At 59.5% G+C, this 16,377-nt stretch carries 16 protein-coding genes; 13 read left to right on the forward strand and 3 right to left on the reverse strand.

The genetic code is table 11. From position 1 onward, the window contains the following. Positions 1-7: 7 nt before the first annotated feature. Genes DW349_RS08625 through murB form a run of 5 tightly spaced genes read left to right on the forward strand, consistent with a single transcriptional unit; the run spans position 8 to position 3,656 of the window. The gene (locus DW349_RS08625) at positions 8-427 is read left to right on the forward strand and encodes an ExbD/TolR family protein (RefSeq protein WP_108127690.1); all 420 of its coding nucleotides are present in this window, start codon (positions 8-10) and stop codon (positions 425-427) included. Next, complete coding sequence (gene lpxK, locus DW349_RS08630) at positions 417-1,403, forward strand: tetraacyldisaccharide 4'-kinase (RefSeq protein WP_157954467.1); 987 nt, start codon at positions 417-419, stop codon at positions 1,401-1,403. The genes DW349_RS08625 and lpxK overlap by 11 nt, the downstream gene beginning before the upstream one ends. After that, positions 1,400-2,152, forward strand: coding sequence for a 3-deoxy-manno-octulosonate cytidylyltransferase (kdsB, locus tag DW349_RS08635; RefSeq protein ID WP_108127694.1), 753 nt, complete (start codon positions 1,400-1,402; stop codon positions 2,150-2,152). The genes lpxK and kdsB overlap by 4 nt, the downstream gene beginning before the upstream one ends. After that, complete coding sequence (locus tag DW349_RS08640) at positions 2,149-2,625, forward strand: low molecular weight protein-tyrosine-phosphatase (RefSeq protein ID WP_108127696.1); 477 nt, start codon at positions 2,149-2,151, stop codon at positions 2,623-2,625. Before kdsB ends, DW349_RS08640 begins: the two co-directional genes overlap by 4 nt. Beyond that, on the forward strand, positions 2,622-3,656 hold the full coding sequence (murB, locus tag DW349_RS08645; RefSeq protein ID WP_108127698.1) for a UDP-N-acetylmuramate dehydrogenase: 1,035 nt from the start codon (positions 2,622-2,624) through the stop codon (positions 3,654-3,656). The genes DW349_RS08640 and murB overlap by 4 nt, the downstream gene beginning before the upstream one ends. A 181-nt stretch (positions 3,657-3,837) precedes the next feature. Here the strand turns inward: murB and DW349_RS08650 are convergent, their stop codons facing one another. Continuing rightward, positions 3,838-6,243, reverse strand: a complete 2,406-nt coding sequence (locus tag DW349_RS08650) for an Ig-like domain-containing protein (RefSeq protein WP_115667138.1) — start codon at positions 6,241-6,243, stop codon at positions 3,838-3,840. Positions 6,244-6,488: 245 nt separating this feature from the next. Continuing rightward, positions 6,489-9,233 carry a ribonuclease E gene (gene rne / locus DW349_RS08655; RefSeq protein WP_232819382.1) on the reverse strand — a complete coding sequence of 915 codons (2,745 nt, stop codon included), beginning with the start codon at positions 9,231-9,233 and terminating at the stop codon, positions 6,489-6,491. Positions 9,234-9,788: 555 nt separating this feature from the next. On the opposite strand from rne, the gene rluC reads away from it, so the two are divergent. Then, on the forward strand, positions 9,789-10,709 hold the full coding sequence (rluC, locus tag DW349_RS08660; protein ID WP_232819381.1) for a 23S rRNA pseudouridine(955/2504/2580) synthase RluC: 921 nt from the start codon (positions 9,789-9,791) through the stop codon (positions 10,707-10,709). Between the two features lie 29 nt (positions 10,710-10,738). Then, complete coding sequence (locus DW349_RS08665) at positions 10,739-11,731, forward strand: S49 family peptidase (RefSeq protein WP_108127189.1); 993 nt, start codon at positions 10,739-10,741, stop codon at positions 11,729-11,731. On the opposite strand, the gene DW349_RS08670 is transcribed toward DW349_RS08665, so the two are convergent. Then, positions 11,728-12,303, reverse strand: a complete 576-nt coding sequence (locus tag DW349_RS08670; RefSeq protein WP_108127187.1) for a Maf family protein — start codon at positions 12,301-12,303, stop codon at positions 11,728-11,730. The two genes, DW349_RS08665 and DW349_RS08670, sit on opposite strands and share 4 nt — an antisense overlap. Before the next feature lie 173 nt (positions 12,304-12,476). On the opposite strand from DW349_RS08670, the gene DW349_RS08675 reads away from it, so the two are divergent. The 6 genes from DW349_RS08675 to acpP all read left to right on the forward strand — a co-directional run bounded on the left by DW349_RS08675 (position 12,477) and on the right by acpP (position 16,373). Further along, complete coding sequence (locus DW349_RS08675) at positions 12,477-12,893, forward strand: YceD family protein (protein ID WP_157954445.1); 417 nt, start codon at positions 12,477-12,479, stop codon at positions 12,891-12,893. A gap of 92 nt (positions 12,894-12,985) precedes the next feature. Then, positions 12,986-13,168: a 50S ribosomal protein L32 gene (gene rpmF, locus DW349_RS08680; protein WP_108127183.1), complete on the forward strand. Its 183-nt coding sequence runs from the start codon at positions 12,986-12,988 to the stop codon at positions 13,166-13,168. Between the two features lie 57 nt (positions 13,169-13,225). Then, positions 13,226-14,170, forward strand: a complete 945-nt coding sequence (locus DW349_RS08685; RefSeq protein WP_232819380.1) for a hypothetical protein — start codon at positions 13,226-13,228, stop codon at positions 14,168-14,170. Between the two features lie 202 nt (positions 14,171-14,372). Continuing rightward, a complete protein-coding gene (fabD, locus tag DW349_RS08690; protein WP_108127179.1) occupies positions 14,373-15,311 on the forward strand; it encodes an ACP S-malonyltransferase in 939 nt (312 codons plus the stop codon). Next, positions 15,308-16,048, forward strand: coding sequence for a 3-oxoacyl-ACP reductase FabG (gene fabG / locus DW349_RS08695; protein ID WP_108127177.1), 741 nt, complete (start codon positions 15,308-15,310; stop codon positions 16,046-16,048). Before fabD ends, fabG begins: the two co-directional genes overlap by 4 nt. Positions 16,049-16,136: 88 nt before the next feature. Next, positions 16,137-16,373: an acyl carrier protein gene (acpP, locus tag DW349_RS08700; RefSeq protein WP_108127175.1), complete on the forward strand. Its 237-nt coding sequence runs from the start codon at positions 16,137-16,139 to the stop codon at positions 16,371-16,373. Positions 16,374-16,377: the final 4 nt, after the last annotated feature.

The following is a 16,377-nucleotide window of genomic DNA, read 5'->3' on the forward strand; positions in this document are numbered from 1 at the left end:
GCTGCCGATGCGATTTCGCCGCCAACGTCGAGAAGAAGTTCAGGTCAACTTAACGCCGCTGATTGACGTCGTTTTCCTGCTGCTGATCTTTTTCATGGTATCGACCACCTTCACCCGCGAAACCCAATTGCAGATCGACCTGCCCGAAAGCAGCAGCGACCAGGCCCAGCTTGACCAGCGCTCGCTGGAAATCATGGTCGATAGCCAGGGCCACTATGCCGTTAACAACCAACCCCTGCTGCGCAACGACAGTGACACCTTGAAACAGGCGCTGGCCGAACTGGCCGGTAACCGCCGCGACCAGACCGTAGTCATCACCGGCGATGCGCAGGCACCGCACCAGGCGATGATCTACGCGCTGGATGCTGTGGGGCAGCTGGGCTTCACCAAAGTCAGCTACACCACACGCCTGCCCGATGCGCCGTGATTCGGCGCCATCGTCTGCACTGACCATGCGTTTTTGGTATCAACCGCAAGCTTCCTGGCAATCCCGGTTGCTCAGCCCGCTCAGCGCCTTGATGGCGACGGTTGTGCGGCGTCGTCTGCGTGCCCGGCATCGAGGGCAATACGGCGTGCCGGTGTTGGTGGTGGGCAATCTGGCGGTTGGGGGTACGGGTAAATCTCCGGCCATCCAGGCGTTGGTGCGGCACCTGCAAGCGCAGGGTTTGCGGTGTGCCGTGGTATCGCGCGGTTACGGCGGGCAAGCGCCCAGCTACCCCTGGGTAGTGGGCGTGGACGATGACGCCGCAATCTGCGGCGATGAACCTTTGTTGCTGGCACGTACGCTTGACTGCCCGGTGGTGGTAGACCCAAACCGCGATCAGGCCGTGCGCCATCTGGTAGCGCAGTTCCAGCCGCAAGTTGTAATCAGCGACGACGGCTTGCAGCACTACCGTTTGGGACGGGATTTGGAACTGGTGATGATCGATGGTCACCGTGGCCTGGGCAATGGCCGTCTGCTGCCCGCCGGGCCATTGCGCGAGCCGAAAGATCGGCTGGCGTCGGTTGATTGGGTGGTCGCACGCGAACAGGTGCCCGACGGCATGCCGGTAGACGCCGTGCTGTCGCTGAACCCGCTGCCGCCAACCAACGACCTGGGCGACGTTTTACCAGCGGGCGTCGCAGTCGATGCCTGCGCGGGCATCGGCAACCCCGAGGTGTTTTTCCAGCAACTGACGCAGCAGGGCTATTGGGTGCAGCGTCGCTGGACGCCCGGCGACCACCAACCGCTGCCCGACGCCGCCTGGCAGCAACCGGATCGGCCGCTGTTGATCACCGAAAAAGACGCCGTCAAACTGCCACAGCCGTTGCCAGAACACTGTTATGTGGTGCGTTTGCAGCCCAGCCTGCCCAATGAGTTTTTGCAGCGGATCGAAACCGCACTAAGGACATTGATGCCATGAGTCACCTGATCATGATTCCCGCCCGCTTCGGCTCCAGCCGCTTGCCGGGCAAACCCCTGCTCGACATCGCCGGTAAACCCATGGTGGTGCGCGTGGTAGAAGCCGCCCAGCACGCCGGTTTCGAACGCACCGTGGTGGCGACGGACGACGAGCGCATTCGCCAGGCCGTTGAAGCCGCCGGCTACAACGCCGTCATGACCCGCGCTGACCACCCATCGGGTACCGATCGACTGCAAGAAGCGGCCGATCAACTGGGCCTGGCGCCAGACGACATCGTCGTCAACCTGCAAGGCGACGAACCCTTGATGCCCGGTGAAAACCTGCGCCAAGTGGTTGCCTTGCTGGAATCCGCAGCCGACGCCACAGTCGCCACCCTGTACGAATCAATGAATCCGGCCGACGCCGGCAACCCCAATGCCGTCAAACTGGTGCAGGACCGGGCCGGGCAGGTGTTGTATTTCAGCCGCGCGCCCATTCCCTGGGACCGCGACCAGCAAGTGACCGCCGCCGCCAGCCCCTACAAGCGACACATTGGCCTGTACGCCTATCGCAAGCGCGCGCTGGACGCCTTCGTTAACTGGCCGGAAAGCCCGCTTGAGCAACTCGAAAAACTCGAGCAACTGCGCTTTATGACCGAAGGGCACCGCATCGTCGCCGCGCAAGCCGTTGCCGCCGTACCCGCGGGTGTCGATACCCAAGCGGATCTCGATGCCGTGCGCGCCGTCTTCGCCAAAGCGGAGCGGGCATGAAGCCAACCTCGGTGCTGTTTGTCTGCCTGGGCAATATCTGTCGCTCGCCCACGGCTCAGGGCGTGTTCGAGAAAATCGTGGCAGACGCCGGGCTGAGTGAATCAATCCAGGTAGATTCCGCTGGCACCGCCGCCTATCACCTTGGCAAAGCGCCGGATGCACGTTCTACCGCCGCCGCCAAGGCGCGTGGCTACCACCTGGAACGCTTTCGGGCACGGCAAATCAGCCCGGACGATTTTCATCAATTCGACTGGATACTCGCGATGGATGCGCAAAACCTGGCCGACCTGCAGACCATTCAACCCACGCACAGCAAAGCGCAACTCGGGTTGTTTCTGGATGTAATCGAACCGTCCACCCAGCGTGACGTGCCAGACCCTTATTACGGCGGCCCAGCCGGTTTTGAACAGGTTCTCGACCTGTGCGAAGCCGCAAGCCGCGCGTTGTTAACCCGCATGGAGGCACAATCGTGACACTGCAACACCAAGCTGACTTATCGAAACGCAACACCCTGGGCGTTCCGTCCTGGGCCGAACACCTGATTGATATTGAACAGGATGACCAGATTCCTGGCTGGGTGGGTTGGGCACAACAGAACGAGTTGAACATCCGCGTATTGGGCGGTGGCAGTAATCTCTTGTTGGATAACCGGGTGGATGGCCTGGTGCTCGCTATGCGGACCCAAGGCCGCCAGGTACTCGGGCAAGACGACCAGGGGCGCACCCTATGGCGCCTGGCCGCCGGTGAAAACTGGCATGAAGTTGTGCGAGCCAGTGTCGAAGCCGGCCTGAGCGGCCTTGAGAATCTGGCGCTGATTCCCGGCTCGGTGGGCGCCGCACCGATACAGAACATCGGTGCCTACGGCGTAGAAGTCGGCGACCGGTTGCATGACGTAGAAGCCTACGATTGCCGGACGCACCAATGGGTGCGCCTGCCAGCGGCGCAGTGTGAATTCGGCTACCGCGACAGCCTGTTCAAACGCTGGGAAAACCGCTACATCATCACCGCAGTAACCTTGGCGTTATCGACCGATTTTCAGCCACAACTCAGCTATGGCCCGTTACAGGCACTGGCTCACAATCCCAACTTAAGCGCGTCTTTGGTGATGGAAACCGTCATTCGATTGCGCCAATCCAAACTGCCGTCACCGGATGTCATTCCCAACGCCGGGAGCTTTTTCAAAAACCCGCAAATCGACGACGCCCAGTTTCAGCGCCTGAAGGCCGATTGGCCGGAGTTAGTGGCCTACCCATCGGACGATGAATGGAAACTGGCCGCCGGCTGGTTGATCGACCAATGCGGCTTGAAAGGGCAGGCCAGCGACGCCGGCGTCGGCTGTTATCGGGAACAGGCACTGGTGTTGATCAATCCCAAACGGGCCGAATTCCTCGACGTGGTGACCTGGCAGCGCCTTGTTCAGAAAGCGGTGGCTAATCGCTTTGGCATCGTTCTGGAACGCGAGCCGCGTTATTGGGGGTCGAAGGGGAGTGGGCAGTTCGAATAAACCGATTGTGCCGTTTTTTGCTGAGCGGCATTCAGCGCTAACTCAAAAAAGGGCCTGACGGCCCTCGGTTTATTGGGCGCTCTAGCGCGCCTCAAAAGCCCGTCATCCCGGCCCAATCGGCTCAAGGCCGGGATTGACAGGGTGTATCTGTGGGGGCTTAGGCACCTAGGCCCCACAACCCTCAAGGCCCCTCAAACTCAACCTCCACCTGCACCCCCTTCTGCCAGTTCGCACCCTCGGCTGAACGCCAGACATCGTGCAGTGGCGTGCCACTCTCATCAGTCCCACCGATCACCCAGAGTTGGTTGCGGAAGCTCAGGGCCTGGTGGTAGGTGCGCGCGGTGAAGCGGTTGGCTTGGCTTTGGGGGCTGTCAACGGCGGTCCAGTGGGTGCCGTTGCGGGTGGTCCAGACTTGGTTGTCTGGTTTGCCTTCGCTGTTGTATCCGCCCAGCACCCAAAGCCGCTCGCCTTGGGCATCCTGGGTGACCAGGGCCTGGTGCCCATAACGGGCCGTCAGGTTGGCATCGGGGCGCGACTGCCAGTGGCGGCCATCGTGGGAGGACCACACCACGCCATTGTCGCCACCAGCGCCACGGCCACCGATCACCCAAAGCTGGCCGTTGAAGACCACCGCCTGGTGACCGACGCGGGCGGAGAAGCCGGCCTGGGCGGTTTCTTCGATCCAGTCGCGGCCGTTGCTGGACGACCAGACGTCATTCACCCATTGATACCGACCGTCTATCCGAACTGAGCCGCCGATTACCCACAGGCGATGGTCGAACACCACTAACGCGTGCGCTGCGCGTGGGCTGAACGGCGCTTCGGCCAGCACGCGTTGCCACTGCACGCCATCGGCGCTGGACCAGACGTCGTCCCGGTAGCTCCCACCCACCAGCCACAGCCGCTGGTTGAACACGACCACCCCATGGTTACGCCGTGGCGAGAAATCGGCGTGGACGCGGTGTTGCTGCCAGTGCAGGCCATCGGCGGAGGACCAGACGTCGTTGTTATAACTGCCGCCCAAACCGCCGATCACCCAAAGCCGGTCGGCGAAGGCAATCGCCTGGTGGCTATCGCGCCCGCTGAAGGCGGCTTCGGCGGTGTGGGGTTGCCAGTCCTGGCCGTTGCGGCTGGACCAGACGTCGTTCAGGTAAGACCCGCCATTCCCACCCACCACCCAAAGCTGCTGGTTGAAGACGGCCAGGGCGTGGGCGCGGCGAATCGGAAACGCGGCATCCACCGCCTCTTGGCGCCAGTGAATGCCATCGGACGAGGACCAGACGTCGTTTAATTCATTGTCGTCATTGTCCCCACCCACCAACCACAACCGCTCGCCACGGCCATCGTTGTACACCACAACGCGGTGCCCGGTTCGGCCCGAAAATTCAGCCTGGCTGGTTTCCTCTCGCCAGTCTCGGCCATCGGCGGACGACCAGATGTCGTTGACGTATTGAGGACCAATGAGACCACCAATCACCCAAAGCCGATTCTTGAAAAACACCGCCTGGTGACCAGAACGACCCGTAAAGGCCTGGCCGTTGGCGCTGGGTTCCCGGCGCGCCCAATCGGTGCCGTTGGGCGAGGTCCAGACGTCGTTCCGATTGTCGTTCCCGGTAGACCACCCACCGATCAGCCACAGCCGCTCGGTGCCGTCGCCGTCGTGCGAGACAACCACCGGGCTACCGCTGCGGCCCTCAAACCCGGCACCGATCGACCCCTGCTCCTGCCAGACAAAACCGCGGGCGTGCTCGGGGCTATCGAGCGTCGACCAGAGCGCCCCGGTGTGGGTGTCGATCAGCCAGAGGGCGTTATTGAACAGCACCACCCGGATGACGTCGCCAACGACTGACGCATCGCCGCTGGGCAACAGCTCCGACTGGTTGTCCCACTGTTCGGGCACCCAGGTGGTGCCGTCGGTGGACGACCAGATGTCGGTTCGGTATTGGCCACCGTTATCCAGCCCACCAATCACCCAAAGCCGCCCGCGAAAAGCCACTACCGAGTGGAACCACCGCCCCGCAAACCGATCCGCCGCCAACGCCCCGGCCGCCTGATGTTCGCCATACTGCACCCGAAAATACCCCGGCTGGCTCAGCGTCAGTGCCGCGCTCGGCAATACCGACCCGGTGCCGAGCATTAACTGGCTGGCGGCATTGGCGCAGTTTCCGGTTTGAACTGGGTTGCAATTGGCGTCGCTGGTGGTGTGCAGCCAGGTGCCTTCGGTGCCGTCTGAGAGTTGCCAATCGGCTCCGGTTGGCCCCACCCAGGCGCTGACCCGCAGCCGACGGTTCACCACTTCAACCGAGTAAGCAATCGACTGCCCATCCAGCCGCGCACTGATGCGTGCCCGGCCGGGGCCAACGGCGGTGACGCGCCCACTGCCATCCACCTGCGCGACCTGGGGGTTGCTGCTGGCGTAATCGACGCCGCGAAAGCTGCCCGGCACCGGGTTGGTGTAGGTTTCGCCGGTGACGAGCTGGGCGGTGCCGGTTTGGGCGAATTCAAAGGTTTCGAGGTTGCAGGCGGTGAGCGCGAGGCTGAGTAGCAGGCTGGTGACGAGGTGCAGCAGTCGGTTGGGGTGATGCATGGCAGATCCCTCTGGTTGGTGTTAGGCGGTATCAATACCGAGCCTGACTACGCTAACCGACGACCGTTTGAGGAATCGTTTTAACAATCGTTGAAATTTAAGGATTTTGCGGTTTTTTTTGCGGCTATTCGTTGGAGAACCACGGTAAAAGGCGAGGGCATACCCCTGGTTATTCCGGCAGGGGCTGCAAAAACAAAAAACCGGCACATTGGCCGGCTTTTTTTGCAAGGCAGGAAAGGGCGCTGTTACTGGCCTTCCTGCTCCTGTTGTTGACGGCGGCGAACTTCACGCGGGTCGTTCGGTGCGCGACCCGCCGCTGTAGGAGCGGCTGTTTCGGTTGCCGATGCCGGTTCCGTTGTTTGCGCGGCGGCTTCGCTTTCCGGCGTTTCGCTGGATTGCGCGGGCTCAACAACCTCCACCGGGGCCGGTTCTTCCGCTTTCACGTCGACCGATTCCGGTTCGGTGACCTTCGCTTCGTCAGCCTCTACCACTGGCGCGGCGGCGGCTATTGGTGCAACCGGCTCGTCGGCTTCCACCGGTTCGTGGGCGACGCTGGGCTCGGGTGAATCTTCCAGTTTGGACGGTTCGTTTTCCACAGCTGCCGGTGCTGTGTCGGCGGCTTCCGTGTTGGTTGTTTCAACATCAGTTGCCACGACGCTTTCGACTGCCACGGCGCTTTCGACTGCCACGGCGCTTTCGACCGGCTGTTCAACGACAGTTTGCGGTGCTTCTGCAACGGTTGCATTGGCCGAGCCGGCTTCGTTGCTCTGCTGCTGGGCGTTGATCAACCCAATCACCGTTTCCATTTCGCTGACAACCTCGGCCGGGCGTTCCGGGTTGGGCCGCTTGCTGGCGTTTTTGCTGACGCCGCGAACTTTGCGGTTTTTGCCGACGTCGGCCTGGGGAACGCGGCCGGTGCTGCCGTCGCGCTCGTCCCGACGCTTCAGCTGCGGCGGCTGCGGACGGTTGGCATTGCGATCGTTGCGGCTGTCGTCGTCGCTGCTGTTTGCGTTCGTTTTCAGGTCGTCGTTTTTGCGCTCACGCGGTTTGTTGTTGCCGTCGTTCTTGCGCTTGTCGGCGGTGCCGTTGGTGTCGCTGCGGCCATTGTTGCTGCTGTTGCCCGCTTGCGCCTGGCGGCGGTTGTCGCGTTGGCCGTTCTGGCCGTTGCGTGCGCGGCTGGACGAGCGGTTGTTGTTGCGGCCATTGCGGTTGTTGCTGCCATCCCGGCCAGAGCGGTTGGATGGGGCAGGGCGACCGGCGTTGGTGCGTTGCTTATCGCTACCGCCAAACAGCGCTTTGAACAGACGTGACAGCAAGCCCGGACCAGCCGGCGCCTTGGGTGCCTTAACCGGTTTGGCAACGGGTTTTGCTTCCACACTTGGGGCCGGTTGGCGCGGCGCCTGAATGTTGGAGATGGCCGCTTCCTGAGGCTTAACCTGAGCTTCCAGCACCGCTTCGGATTCCGACGGTGTGGCTTCAAATTTCAACGCGTAGCTGGGTACGGAATTCACCAGGTTTTCGTCGTCATCGCGCAGGCGCACCACTTCGTAGTGCGGTGTTTCCATTTGTGGGTTGGGTACCACTAGAACGTGAACTTTCAGGCGTTGCTCGATCTCATGGATGGCTTCGCGTTTTTCGTTCAGCAGGAAGGTGGCGACCGACAACGGCACAATGGCTCGAATCTGAGCGGTGCGTTCTTTCAGCGATTCTTCTTCGACCAGTCGCAGAATCGCCAGTGACAGCGATTTCACATCGCGGATGATGCCGTGGCCGTTACAGCGCGGGCAGACGATGCCGCTGGTTTCACCCAACGACGGGCGCAGACGCTGACGCGACATTTCCAGCAAACCGAAACGCGACAGGCGGCCTACTTGCACGCGGGCGCGGTCGGAATTGGTGGCGTCTTTGATGCGTGCTTCGACTTCACGCTGGTGTTTGGTCTGGTTCATGTCGATGAAGTCGATCACGATCAGGCCGCCCATGTCGCGCAGGCGCAACTGACGGGCAATTTCTTCGGCCGCTTCCAGGTTGGTGTGGAAGGCGGTTTCCTCAATGTCGCCACCCTTGGTGGAGCGCGATGAGTTGATGTCGATGGAGACCAGGGCTTCGGTCGGGTCGATGACGATGGAGCCGCCGCTGGGCAGCTTCACTTCGCGCTGGAAGGCGCTCTCGATTTGCGATTCGATCTGGTAGCGGTTGAACAGCGGTACCGGGTCTTCATAACGCTTCAGTTTGCTCTGGTAGTTCGGCATGACTTTCTGCACGAAATCCAGGGCGTAGTCGTAGGCTTCTTTGCTGTCGATCAGCACTTCGCCGATGTCCTGACGCAGGTAATCACGAATGGCGCGCAGGATGACGTTGCTTTCCTGAAGAATCAGGAAGGGGGCCGGGCGAGAGGTGGAGGCTTCACGGATGGATTCCCACAACTGGATCAGGTAATCCAAATCCCATTGCAGTTCTTCAGCGCTGCGGCCAATACCGGCGGTCCGCACGATAACGCCCATGCCATCGGGTACTTCGATGCCTTGCAGGGCTTCGCGAATCTGGGCGCGTTCGTCGCCTTCAATACGGCGGGAAATACCGCCAGCGCGGGCGTTGTTGGGCATCAACACCAGGTAACGACCGGCCAGGCTGACCATGGTGGTCAGGGCGGCGCCCTTGTTGCCACGCTCTTCTTTATCGACCTGAACAATGACTTCGGTGCCTTCTTTCACCAGTTCTTTGATGCTGGAACGAGACGACATGGACGGGTCGATGAAGTATTCGCGGGCGATTTCTTTCAGCGGGAGGAAGCCGTGGCGCTCGGCGCCGAAGTCGACGAAGGCGGCTTCAAGGCTGGGTTCGATGCGGGTGATTTTGCCTTTGTAGATGTTGGCTTTCTTCTGTTCGCGAAAGCCGGTTTCGATGTCGAGATCGTAGAGTTTTTGGCCGTCTACCAGTGCGACCCTCAGCTCTTCGGCTTGAGTCGCGTTGATCAGCATTCTTTTCATTGAGTAACAGTGCTCTGTTGGTAATGAGTGACAGAGCAGCAAGGGCAGGGTCTACAGGCGGGCGAACACCGAAATATATAGGATCACGCTATTCGTGGCTGCATTGTCCAGAATCTCTGAGGCAATGCGGCGCTCGGTGTTTCCATGAACAACCGGGCAACGGAAAGAGTCTTACGGGGATGCCTGCTCTTTTTAGAAGCACTTGCGTTCTGTGGTGAAGTGCTTTCTTCCGTATGAACCCATCGTCATACGCTGTTTTAATCTGTACTTGCTGCCCAACCAATTCTGTCAGACCGATGCCTGTCATCTGTCTGGAGGTTGGGTTCCGCTTCCCGGCCGCCTGTGTGGTCTCTGGGCGGGGGGAATCACGGGCTCCCAGCGAGCCGGAGTTTAGCACCATGATTACAACCCAGCAATAAAAGCGCTGGGAGGCCTTAGTTCCAGACTATCAACCTCAGAAGCCGTCGCTGAACCAGCCGCCGAGGGCTGCTATCATCCGCGTTTTATTTTGGGTCGCACGCCACTGTGTCAAAAGTCAGTTTTTATCGTGTCGAGATGGATAGGGCCGGTCAGAGGATCGATAATTTCCTCATCGGTTATTGGAAGAAGGTACCCAAGAGCCGGGTGTATCGGGTGTTGCGCAAAGGCGAAGTGCGCGTCAACGGCAAGCGCGTCAAGCCCGAATACCGGCTGGTGGCGGACGATGAAATTCGCATTCCTCCAGTCACACTTCCCGAAACCAATACGGAAACGGTGGTGCCAGGGCAGTCGCTGCAGCGCCATTTGGACAACGCCATTCTGTATGAAGACGACTGGGTGGTGGCAATCAACAAGCCTTCGGGTTTGGCGGTGCACGGCGGGTCGGGCATTCGGTTGGGGTTAATTGAGTCGTACCGGGCCATGCGGCCGGAATTGCGCTTTGTCGAGCTGGTGCATCGGTTGGATCGGGATACTTCCGGTGTCGTGCTGATCGCCAAAAAGCGCAGCGCTTTGACGACTTTGCAGGCGGCTTTTCGCGCCAAGACGGACGTTAAGAAGACGTATTGGTGCCTGGTGCACGGCCGTTGGTCGGACGATGTGACCGAAGTGGATGCGCCATTGCGCAAACAGCAGGCGGTCGGTGGCGAGCGATTTGTCCGGGTCGCGCCCGATGGCAAAGCCTCATTGACGCGTTTCCGGGTGCTTAAGGCGTATGCGCAAGCCACCTGGGTTGAAGCGCAACCGGTAACCGGCCGTACTCACCAGATTCGAGTGCATTGCCAGCACGCCGGCCATCCGATTCTGGGTGACACCAAGTATCAGTCCGGCCGCGCGGAACAGCTGTGTCGGGAAATGGGTTTGGAACGCTTGTTTTTGCATGCTGCTCAGCTTAGGGTGCCGCACCCGGACAGTGGCGCAGAGTTGGTGATTGAAGCGCCGCTGGAGCGGCCTTTGTTCAGCCTGTTGCAGCAGTTGTCAGCCGGTTCGGCTTCCTAATCCGGCGTATTGAATAGGGCAAAAAGGTTATGTTTGGAAAAGATCGATCATCTACCGACGGCACCGAAAACTGGGCCGGTTCGCGCAAAGAGTGGCAACTGATCGAAAAGGTCGTTCTGGCCAATACATCGGAATTAAAAAAGCACCGGCGTTGGGGTGTTTTCTTCAAGCTGCTGACGTTTATTTATTTGTTCGCCTTGCTGTGGTTAATCATTGCCGGTCGTTCGTTCGATCACGGCGGCGTTCCCAACAGCACCGGCGGCCACACCGCTGTGGTGCAGGTGCGCGGTGTTATTGCCGACGGTGAGCTGGCAAGTGCCGACTCGGTGGTTGCCAGCTTGCAGGCGGCGCTGGATCACCCGGATACGCGCGCCGTCATTCTGCGCATCAACAGTCCGGGCGGCAGCCCGGTGCAGTCTTCCTACATTTATAACGAAGTGCGCCGTCAGCGCGATTTGCACCCCGACATCCCCATCGACGCTGTTATTGCCGATACCGGCGCCAGCGGCGCTTATTACATCGCCGCCAGTGCGGAAAACATCTACGCCAATGGCGCCAGCCTGGTGGGTTCCATTGGTGTCACCGCTGCCGGTTTCGGTTTTGAAGAGCTGATTGATCGTGTTGGCATCGAGCGGCGCGAATTCACCGCGGGCGAACACAAGGCGTTTCTTGACCCCTTCCAACCGGTCGATCCCGAAGAGCGTGAGCTGTTTGAGGCGCTGCTGAACGACGTCCACCAGCAATTTATTGAAGACGTCCGCGCCGGTCGCGGTGATCGTTTGGATGAATCCAACGATAAGCTGTTTTCCGGCTTGGTCTGGACGGGCGATCAGGCCGTTGAGCTGGGTTTGATCGACGGCATCAAATCGACTTCGGAACTGGCACGCGAGCTGGGCTACCCGCAGTTGGTTGATTTCTCAGCCCACCTGACGCCCTGGCAGAAGTTCGCGCGTAATTTCGGTGTCGGCGTTGCCGAGACGTTGGTGAAGCTGGGCGTGGTCGAGCAGTTGAGTCTGCGCTAGGGCAGGCGATAGCCCAAGCTGCGCAGTTCCCGGGCGAGCGATATCAGCGGTAAGCCGATCAAAGCATTGGGGTCATCACTGCGTACCCAGTCGAACAGGGTGATGCCCAGTGCTTCCACTTTAAAACTGCCGGCGCAATCCAGCGGCTGCTCGGCATTCACGTAACGTTCTATTTCTTCGCCCGTTAACGACCGGAACCGCACTTGTGTATCCACTACCCAGCCAGCCTGGGTTCTCCCCGCCAGCGCGACCGCCGTGTGGAAATGAACGGTCTGGCCTGAACAGGCCTGCAACTGAGCGCAGGCGCGCTCGAAGCTGCCGGGTTTGGTCAGCAGTGTGCCGTCGGGTGCGGCGGCGGTTTGGTCACTGCCGATGATCAGATGATCCGGGAAGTCGGCTGTCAGGCTCTGAGCCTTGGTGATTGCTAAACGCAGCGCCAGTGCCTGCGGCGTTTCAGCCGGATTTGGGGTTTCATCGCACAGTGGGGCGGCCTGAGTGAAGTCCAATCCCAGCGTGTGCAGTCGATCTGCCCGGTATTTTGAAGTGGAGGCCAGTAATAACGGGGCTTGCATGGCGATGAACTCCTAAAAACTTTTGACTTGAAAGCGCTCATCCGTATCATACCGCGCCTATGTCGAAATCCGAGCTTCCCGACCACCTCGATGCTTATAAGCTGGCGGACCAGAAAGTCTCCCTCAGCGGTCAGGTGTCGTCTGCTCGATTGACCCGTTTAAGCGAGTCAGTTTTGAGTTTGGGTGACGCCTTTGAGGCGGAGTTGGATTTCTTTCAGGATGAGGAACATCGGCGCATTGTCACCGGCACCGTCCGGGGGCAGGTCGAGTTGGAGTGTCAGCGTTGTCTGCAACCCATGGTTCAGCCGCTCGACAGCCGCTTCCGCCTTGCCATCGTTTATAACGACGAAATGGCTAAGGCGTTGCCAGCAGACGATGAACCTTTGCTGTTGTTGCCGGACGAATCGTTAGACCCGGCCAGCATCGTGGAAGAAGAGTTGTTGTTGAGTTTGCCGTTACAGGCAATGCACAGCGAAGCGGAATGCCGGATTCAGACCGAGTTCAAACCGGAAACAGACGATACCTCGACTGCAACGGAACCGACTCGGGATAACCCTTTTCAAGTGCTGGCTTCACTGAAAAAGGACTGAAAGGTCCTGCGAAGCAGGCCAAGAAAACAACCGGAACGGGCCTGGTGCCGGTTCTGATTCAGTTAAATGCTCTATACCAGGAGGCTACGGCCATGGCAGTTCAGCAGAACAAAAAGACTCGTTCCCGCCGCGGAATGCGTCGTGCACACGATTCACTGAAGGGCACCGCTCTGACAGTTGATCCGACTACCGGTGAAACGCATCGTCGTCACCACGTTTCTCCGGATGGTTTCTACAAAGGCCGTAAGGTCATTGCGGACGCCGACGGCGAATAAGTCCCGGTGGCTGTTTTAGCCATCGACTTGCAGGGAGGGGACCAAGGCCCCTCCCAATTGCTTCCTGCCTCCCTCGATTTCTTCGAACATCACCCGCACCACCGCGCCATCGTTTTTGGCCGAATCGACGACTGCAAACCCTATATTGGCTCCTTGCCGCCCAATCTGACGTTCCGCTCCTGCGAAGGCGACTTGCCCGCTGGATTGAACCCCGCACGCCTGTTACGCCACGACTACAACAGCGCCATCGAAGCGGCGGTTCAGTGCCTGGCTAATCAAGAGGCCGACGCTCTGGTGTCGTCCGAACACACCGGCGTATTGATGACCTTGCTGCACCGTCACAGCCTGGTGCATCCGGCGTTGGAACGTCCGGCCTTGGTCAGTTGGGTTCCAACCGCCCGACAGCCGGTATTGATGCTGGATCTTGGGGCGTCGTTTTCCGCCACCACCGAACAGTTGCTGGGTTTTGCCGCCGCGGGTATTGCCATTGCCAGTGATCGCAGCAGTCGCAAGCCGCGCCTGGCACTGTTGAATCTGGGTGTTGAAGCCAACAAAGGGCCGCCAGCGTTGCATTTGGCAGCGGAACGATTGGCGCAATGGTCGGATGTCGATTTCTGTGGCTTTGCCGAAGCCAATACCATCTTCCGGGGCGATTACGACTTGATCATTACCGATGGTTTTACCGGCAATGCGGTCATTAAATCGGCGGAAGGTACGGTCGATCTGTTGTTGTCGGCTTTGCGCCAACAACTGGGTGGCGATCTGCTGGGAAAAGCGCTGGGCTGGGTATTGGGGCGGCGTTTGCAACCGTTGCTGAACCAGTTGGATCCGCGTCAGAGCAACGGTGCTTTGCTGGCCGGTACCAGTCTGACACTGATTAAAAGCCACGGTCACGCCGATGCCTTGGCATTTAAAGCGGCCATTATCCGGGCGATTGAGGCGTCCGAGGGTGGCTGGAGTCAGCGAGTGTTGAGGCGTCTTGATCCATTGTTGGTCGACTAATTGCTGGTCGACTAGTGGCGTCATTCGCTCAAATTGACGGTGAATCCCAATTTATCGGTCAATAATTCGCCTTTTACTGTTCCCTGTGTTCATAAATGTTTTAACGGCCTCTCTCTTTACTGAGATTTGTCGCCGACCATAATGCACGCCAGACAAGCGACCCTGCGTGGGTGGCTCAACCGAATAAACAAGGATACGCAGCATGGCCAAGACAATTGCCTTTGTGTTTCCCGGCCAAGGCTCTCAGCAGGTCGGAATGCTCGCCGATCTGGCGGAGCATTACCCGCTGATCACCGACACCTTTAAAGAGGCGTCCGATGCGTTGGGTTACGACCTATGGGCTCTGGTTCAACAAGGCCCGGCTGAAGAACTGAACCGCACTGAGAAAACCCAGCCTGCGCTGTTGACGGCCAGCATCGCCTTGTGGCGTTTGTGGCGTGCAGAGGGTGGGGCGGCTCCGGCGTTGTTGGCCGGTCACAGCCTGGGTGAATATTCCGCTTTGGTGGCCGCCGATGTATTGCCGCTGGCCGACGCCGTTCGTCTGGTCGAAAAGCGCGGCCAGTTGATGCAGGCCGCAGTTCCGGCCGGTGAAGGTGCCATGGCGGCGATTCTGGGTCTGGATGACGATGCCGTTATCGAAGGCTGCCGTCAGGCCAGCGATGCAGGCGTTGTTGAAGCGGTTAACTTCAATACACCGGGGCAAGTGGTTATTGCCGGTGCGACCGCTGCTGTTGATCGCGCTATTGAAGTACTGAAAGCGGCCGGTGCCAAACGAGCCATGCCGTTGCCGGTCAGCGTACCGTCGCATTGCAGCCTGATGCGCGAAGCGGCCGATGAACTGGCTGCCTATATGGACGGTCTGACGTTGTCGGACGCCAGCATTCCGGTAGTACAGAACGTGACCGCCAAAGCTGAGCAAAGCGTCGCAACGCTCAAACCGAATTTGCTGGAACAGCTGTACCGGCCGGTGCTTTGGTCGCAGTCGGTTGCCGAACTGGTGAACCAGGGCGTGACCGAAACCATTGAATGTGGCCCGGGTAAGGTGTTGACCGGTCTGAACAAACGCATTGATAGCAATCTGGAATTGTCGGCGCTGGGCAGCCTGGCCGCTTTTCAGGAACGTTTAGGGAGTGATTCATGAGCGACGCTAAGCTGGTTTTGGTTACTGGCGCCAGCCGCGGCATTGGTGCTGCCATTGCCGATCAACTGGGCAAAGCCGGTTACCGGGTAGCGGGTACCGCCACCTCTGACAGCGGTGCCGAAAAAATCACCGAGCGCTTCAAGGCTGCCGGTATCGACGGCAAAGGCTATCGGTTGAACGTGACTGAAGCCGATTCCATCGAAGCGGTAATGAGCGCGCTGAAAGAAGAATTTGGTGACGTTGCCATTCTGGTCAACAACGCTGGCATTACTCAGGACAACCTGTTCCTGCGCATGAAAGAAGCCGAATGGGATGGCGTGATCAACACCAACCTGAGCTCGGCGTATCGCATGAGCAAAGCGGTGATCAAGGCGATGACTCGCGCCCGTTGGGGCCGCATCGTTAACGTCTCTTCTGTAGTGGCTTCGTCCGGCAACGCCGGTCAGGTAAACTACGCCGCCGCCAAAGCTGGTTTGGAAGGCTTCACGCGTTCTCTGGCACGTGAAGTGGGTTCTCGTTCCATCACCGTCAACTCTGTTGCACCAGGCTTTATTGCTACAGACATGACGGACGAATTGCCTGAAGCCAATCGCGAAGCGCTGCTCAAGCAGGTTCCGCTGGGTCGATTGGGTGATCCGCAAGAAATTGCCGCGGCCGTTGCTTTTCTGGTCAGCGACTCAGCGTCTTACATCACGGGTGAGACGCTGCACGTCAACGGCGGCATGTACATGAGCTGACCGGGCGGTTTAGACTTGCCCGCCAGCGAAAGCTTTTAATACACTAACGCGCACTGAACGGTGCTGATTCCAATTAGGGAGTGTTCCAATGAGCAACATTGAAGATCGCGTCAAGAAAATCGTCTGCGAACAGCTGGGCGCTAAAGAAGAAGACGTTACAGCCCAGGCTTCTTTCGTCGATGATTTGGGTGCCGATTCACTCGACACCGTTAACCTGGTGATGGCGCTGGAAGAAGAATTCGAAACCGAAATCCCGGACGAAGAATCTGAGAAGCTGGCGACTGTTCAGGACGCGATCGACTACATCAACGCCCACCTGGGCTAACAGA

The sequence above is a fragment of the Saccharospirillum mangrovi genome (genome assembly GCF_003367315.1).
GTDB classification, from domain to species: domain Bacteria; phylum Pseudomonadota; class Gammaproteobacteria; order Pseudomonadales; family Natronospirillaceae; genus Saccharospirillum; species Saccharospirillum mangrovi.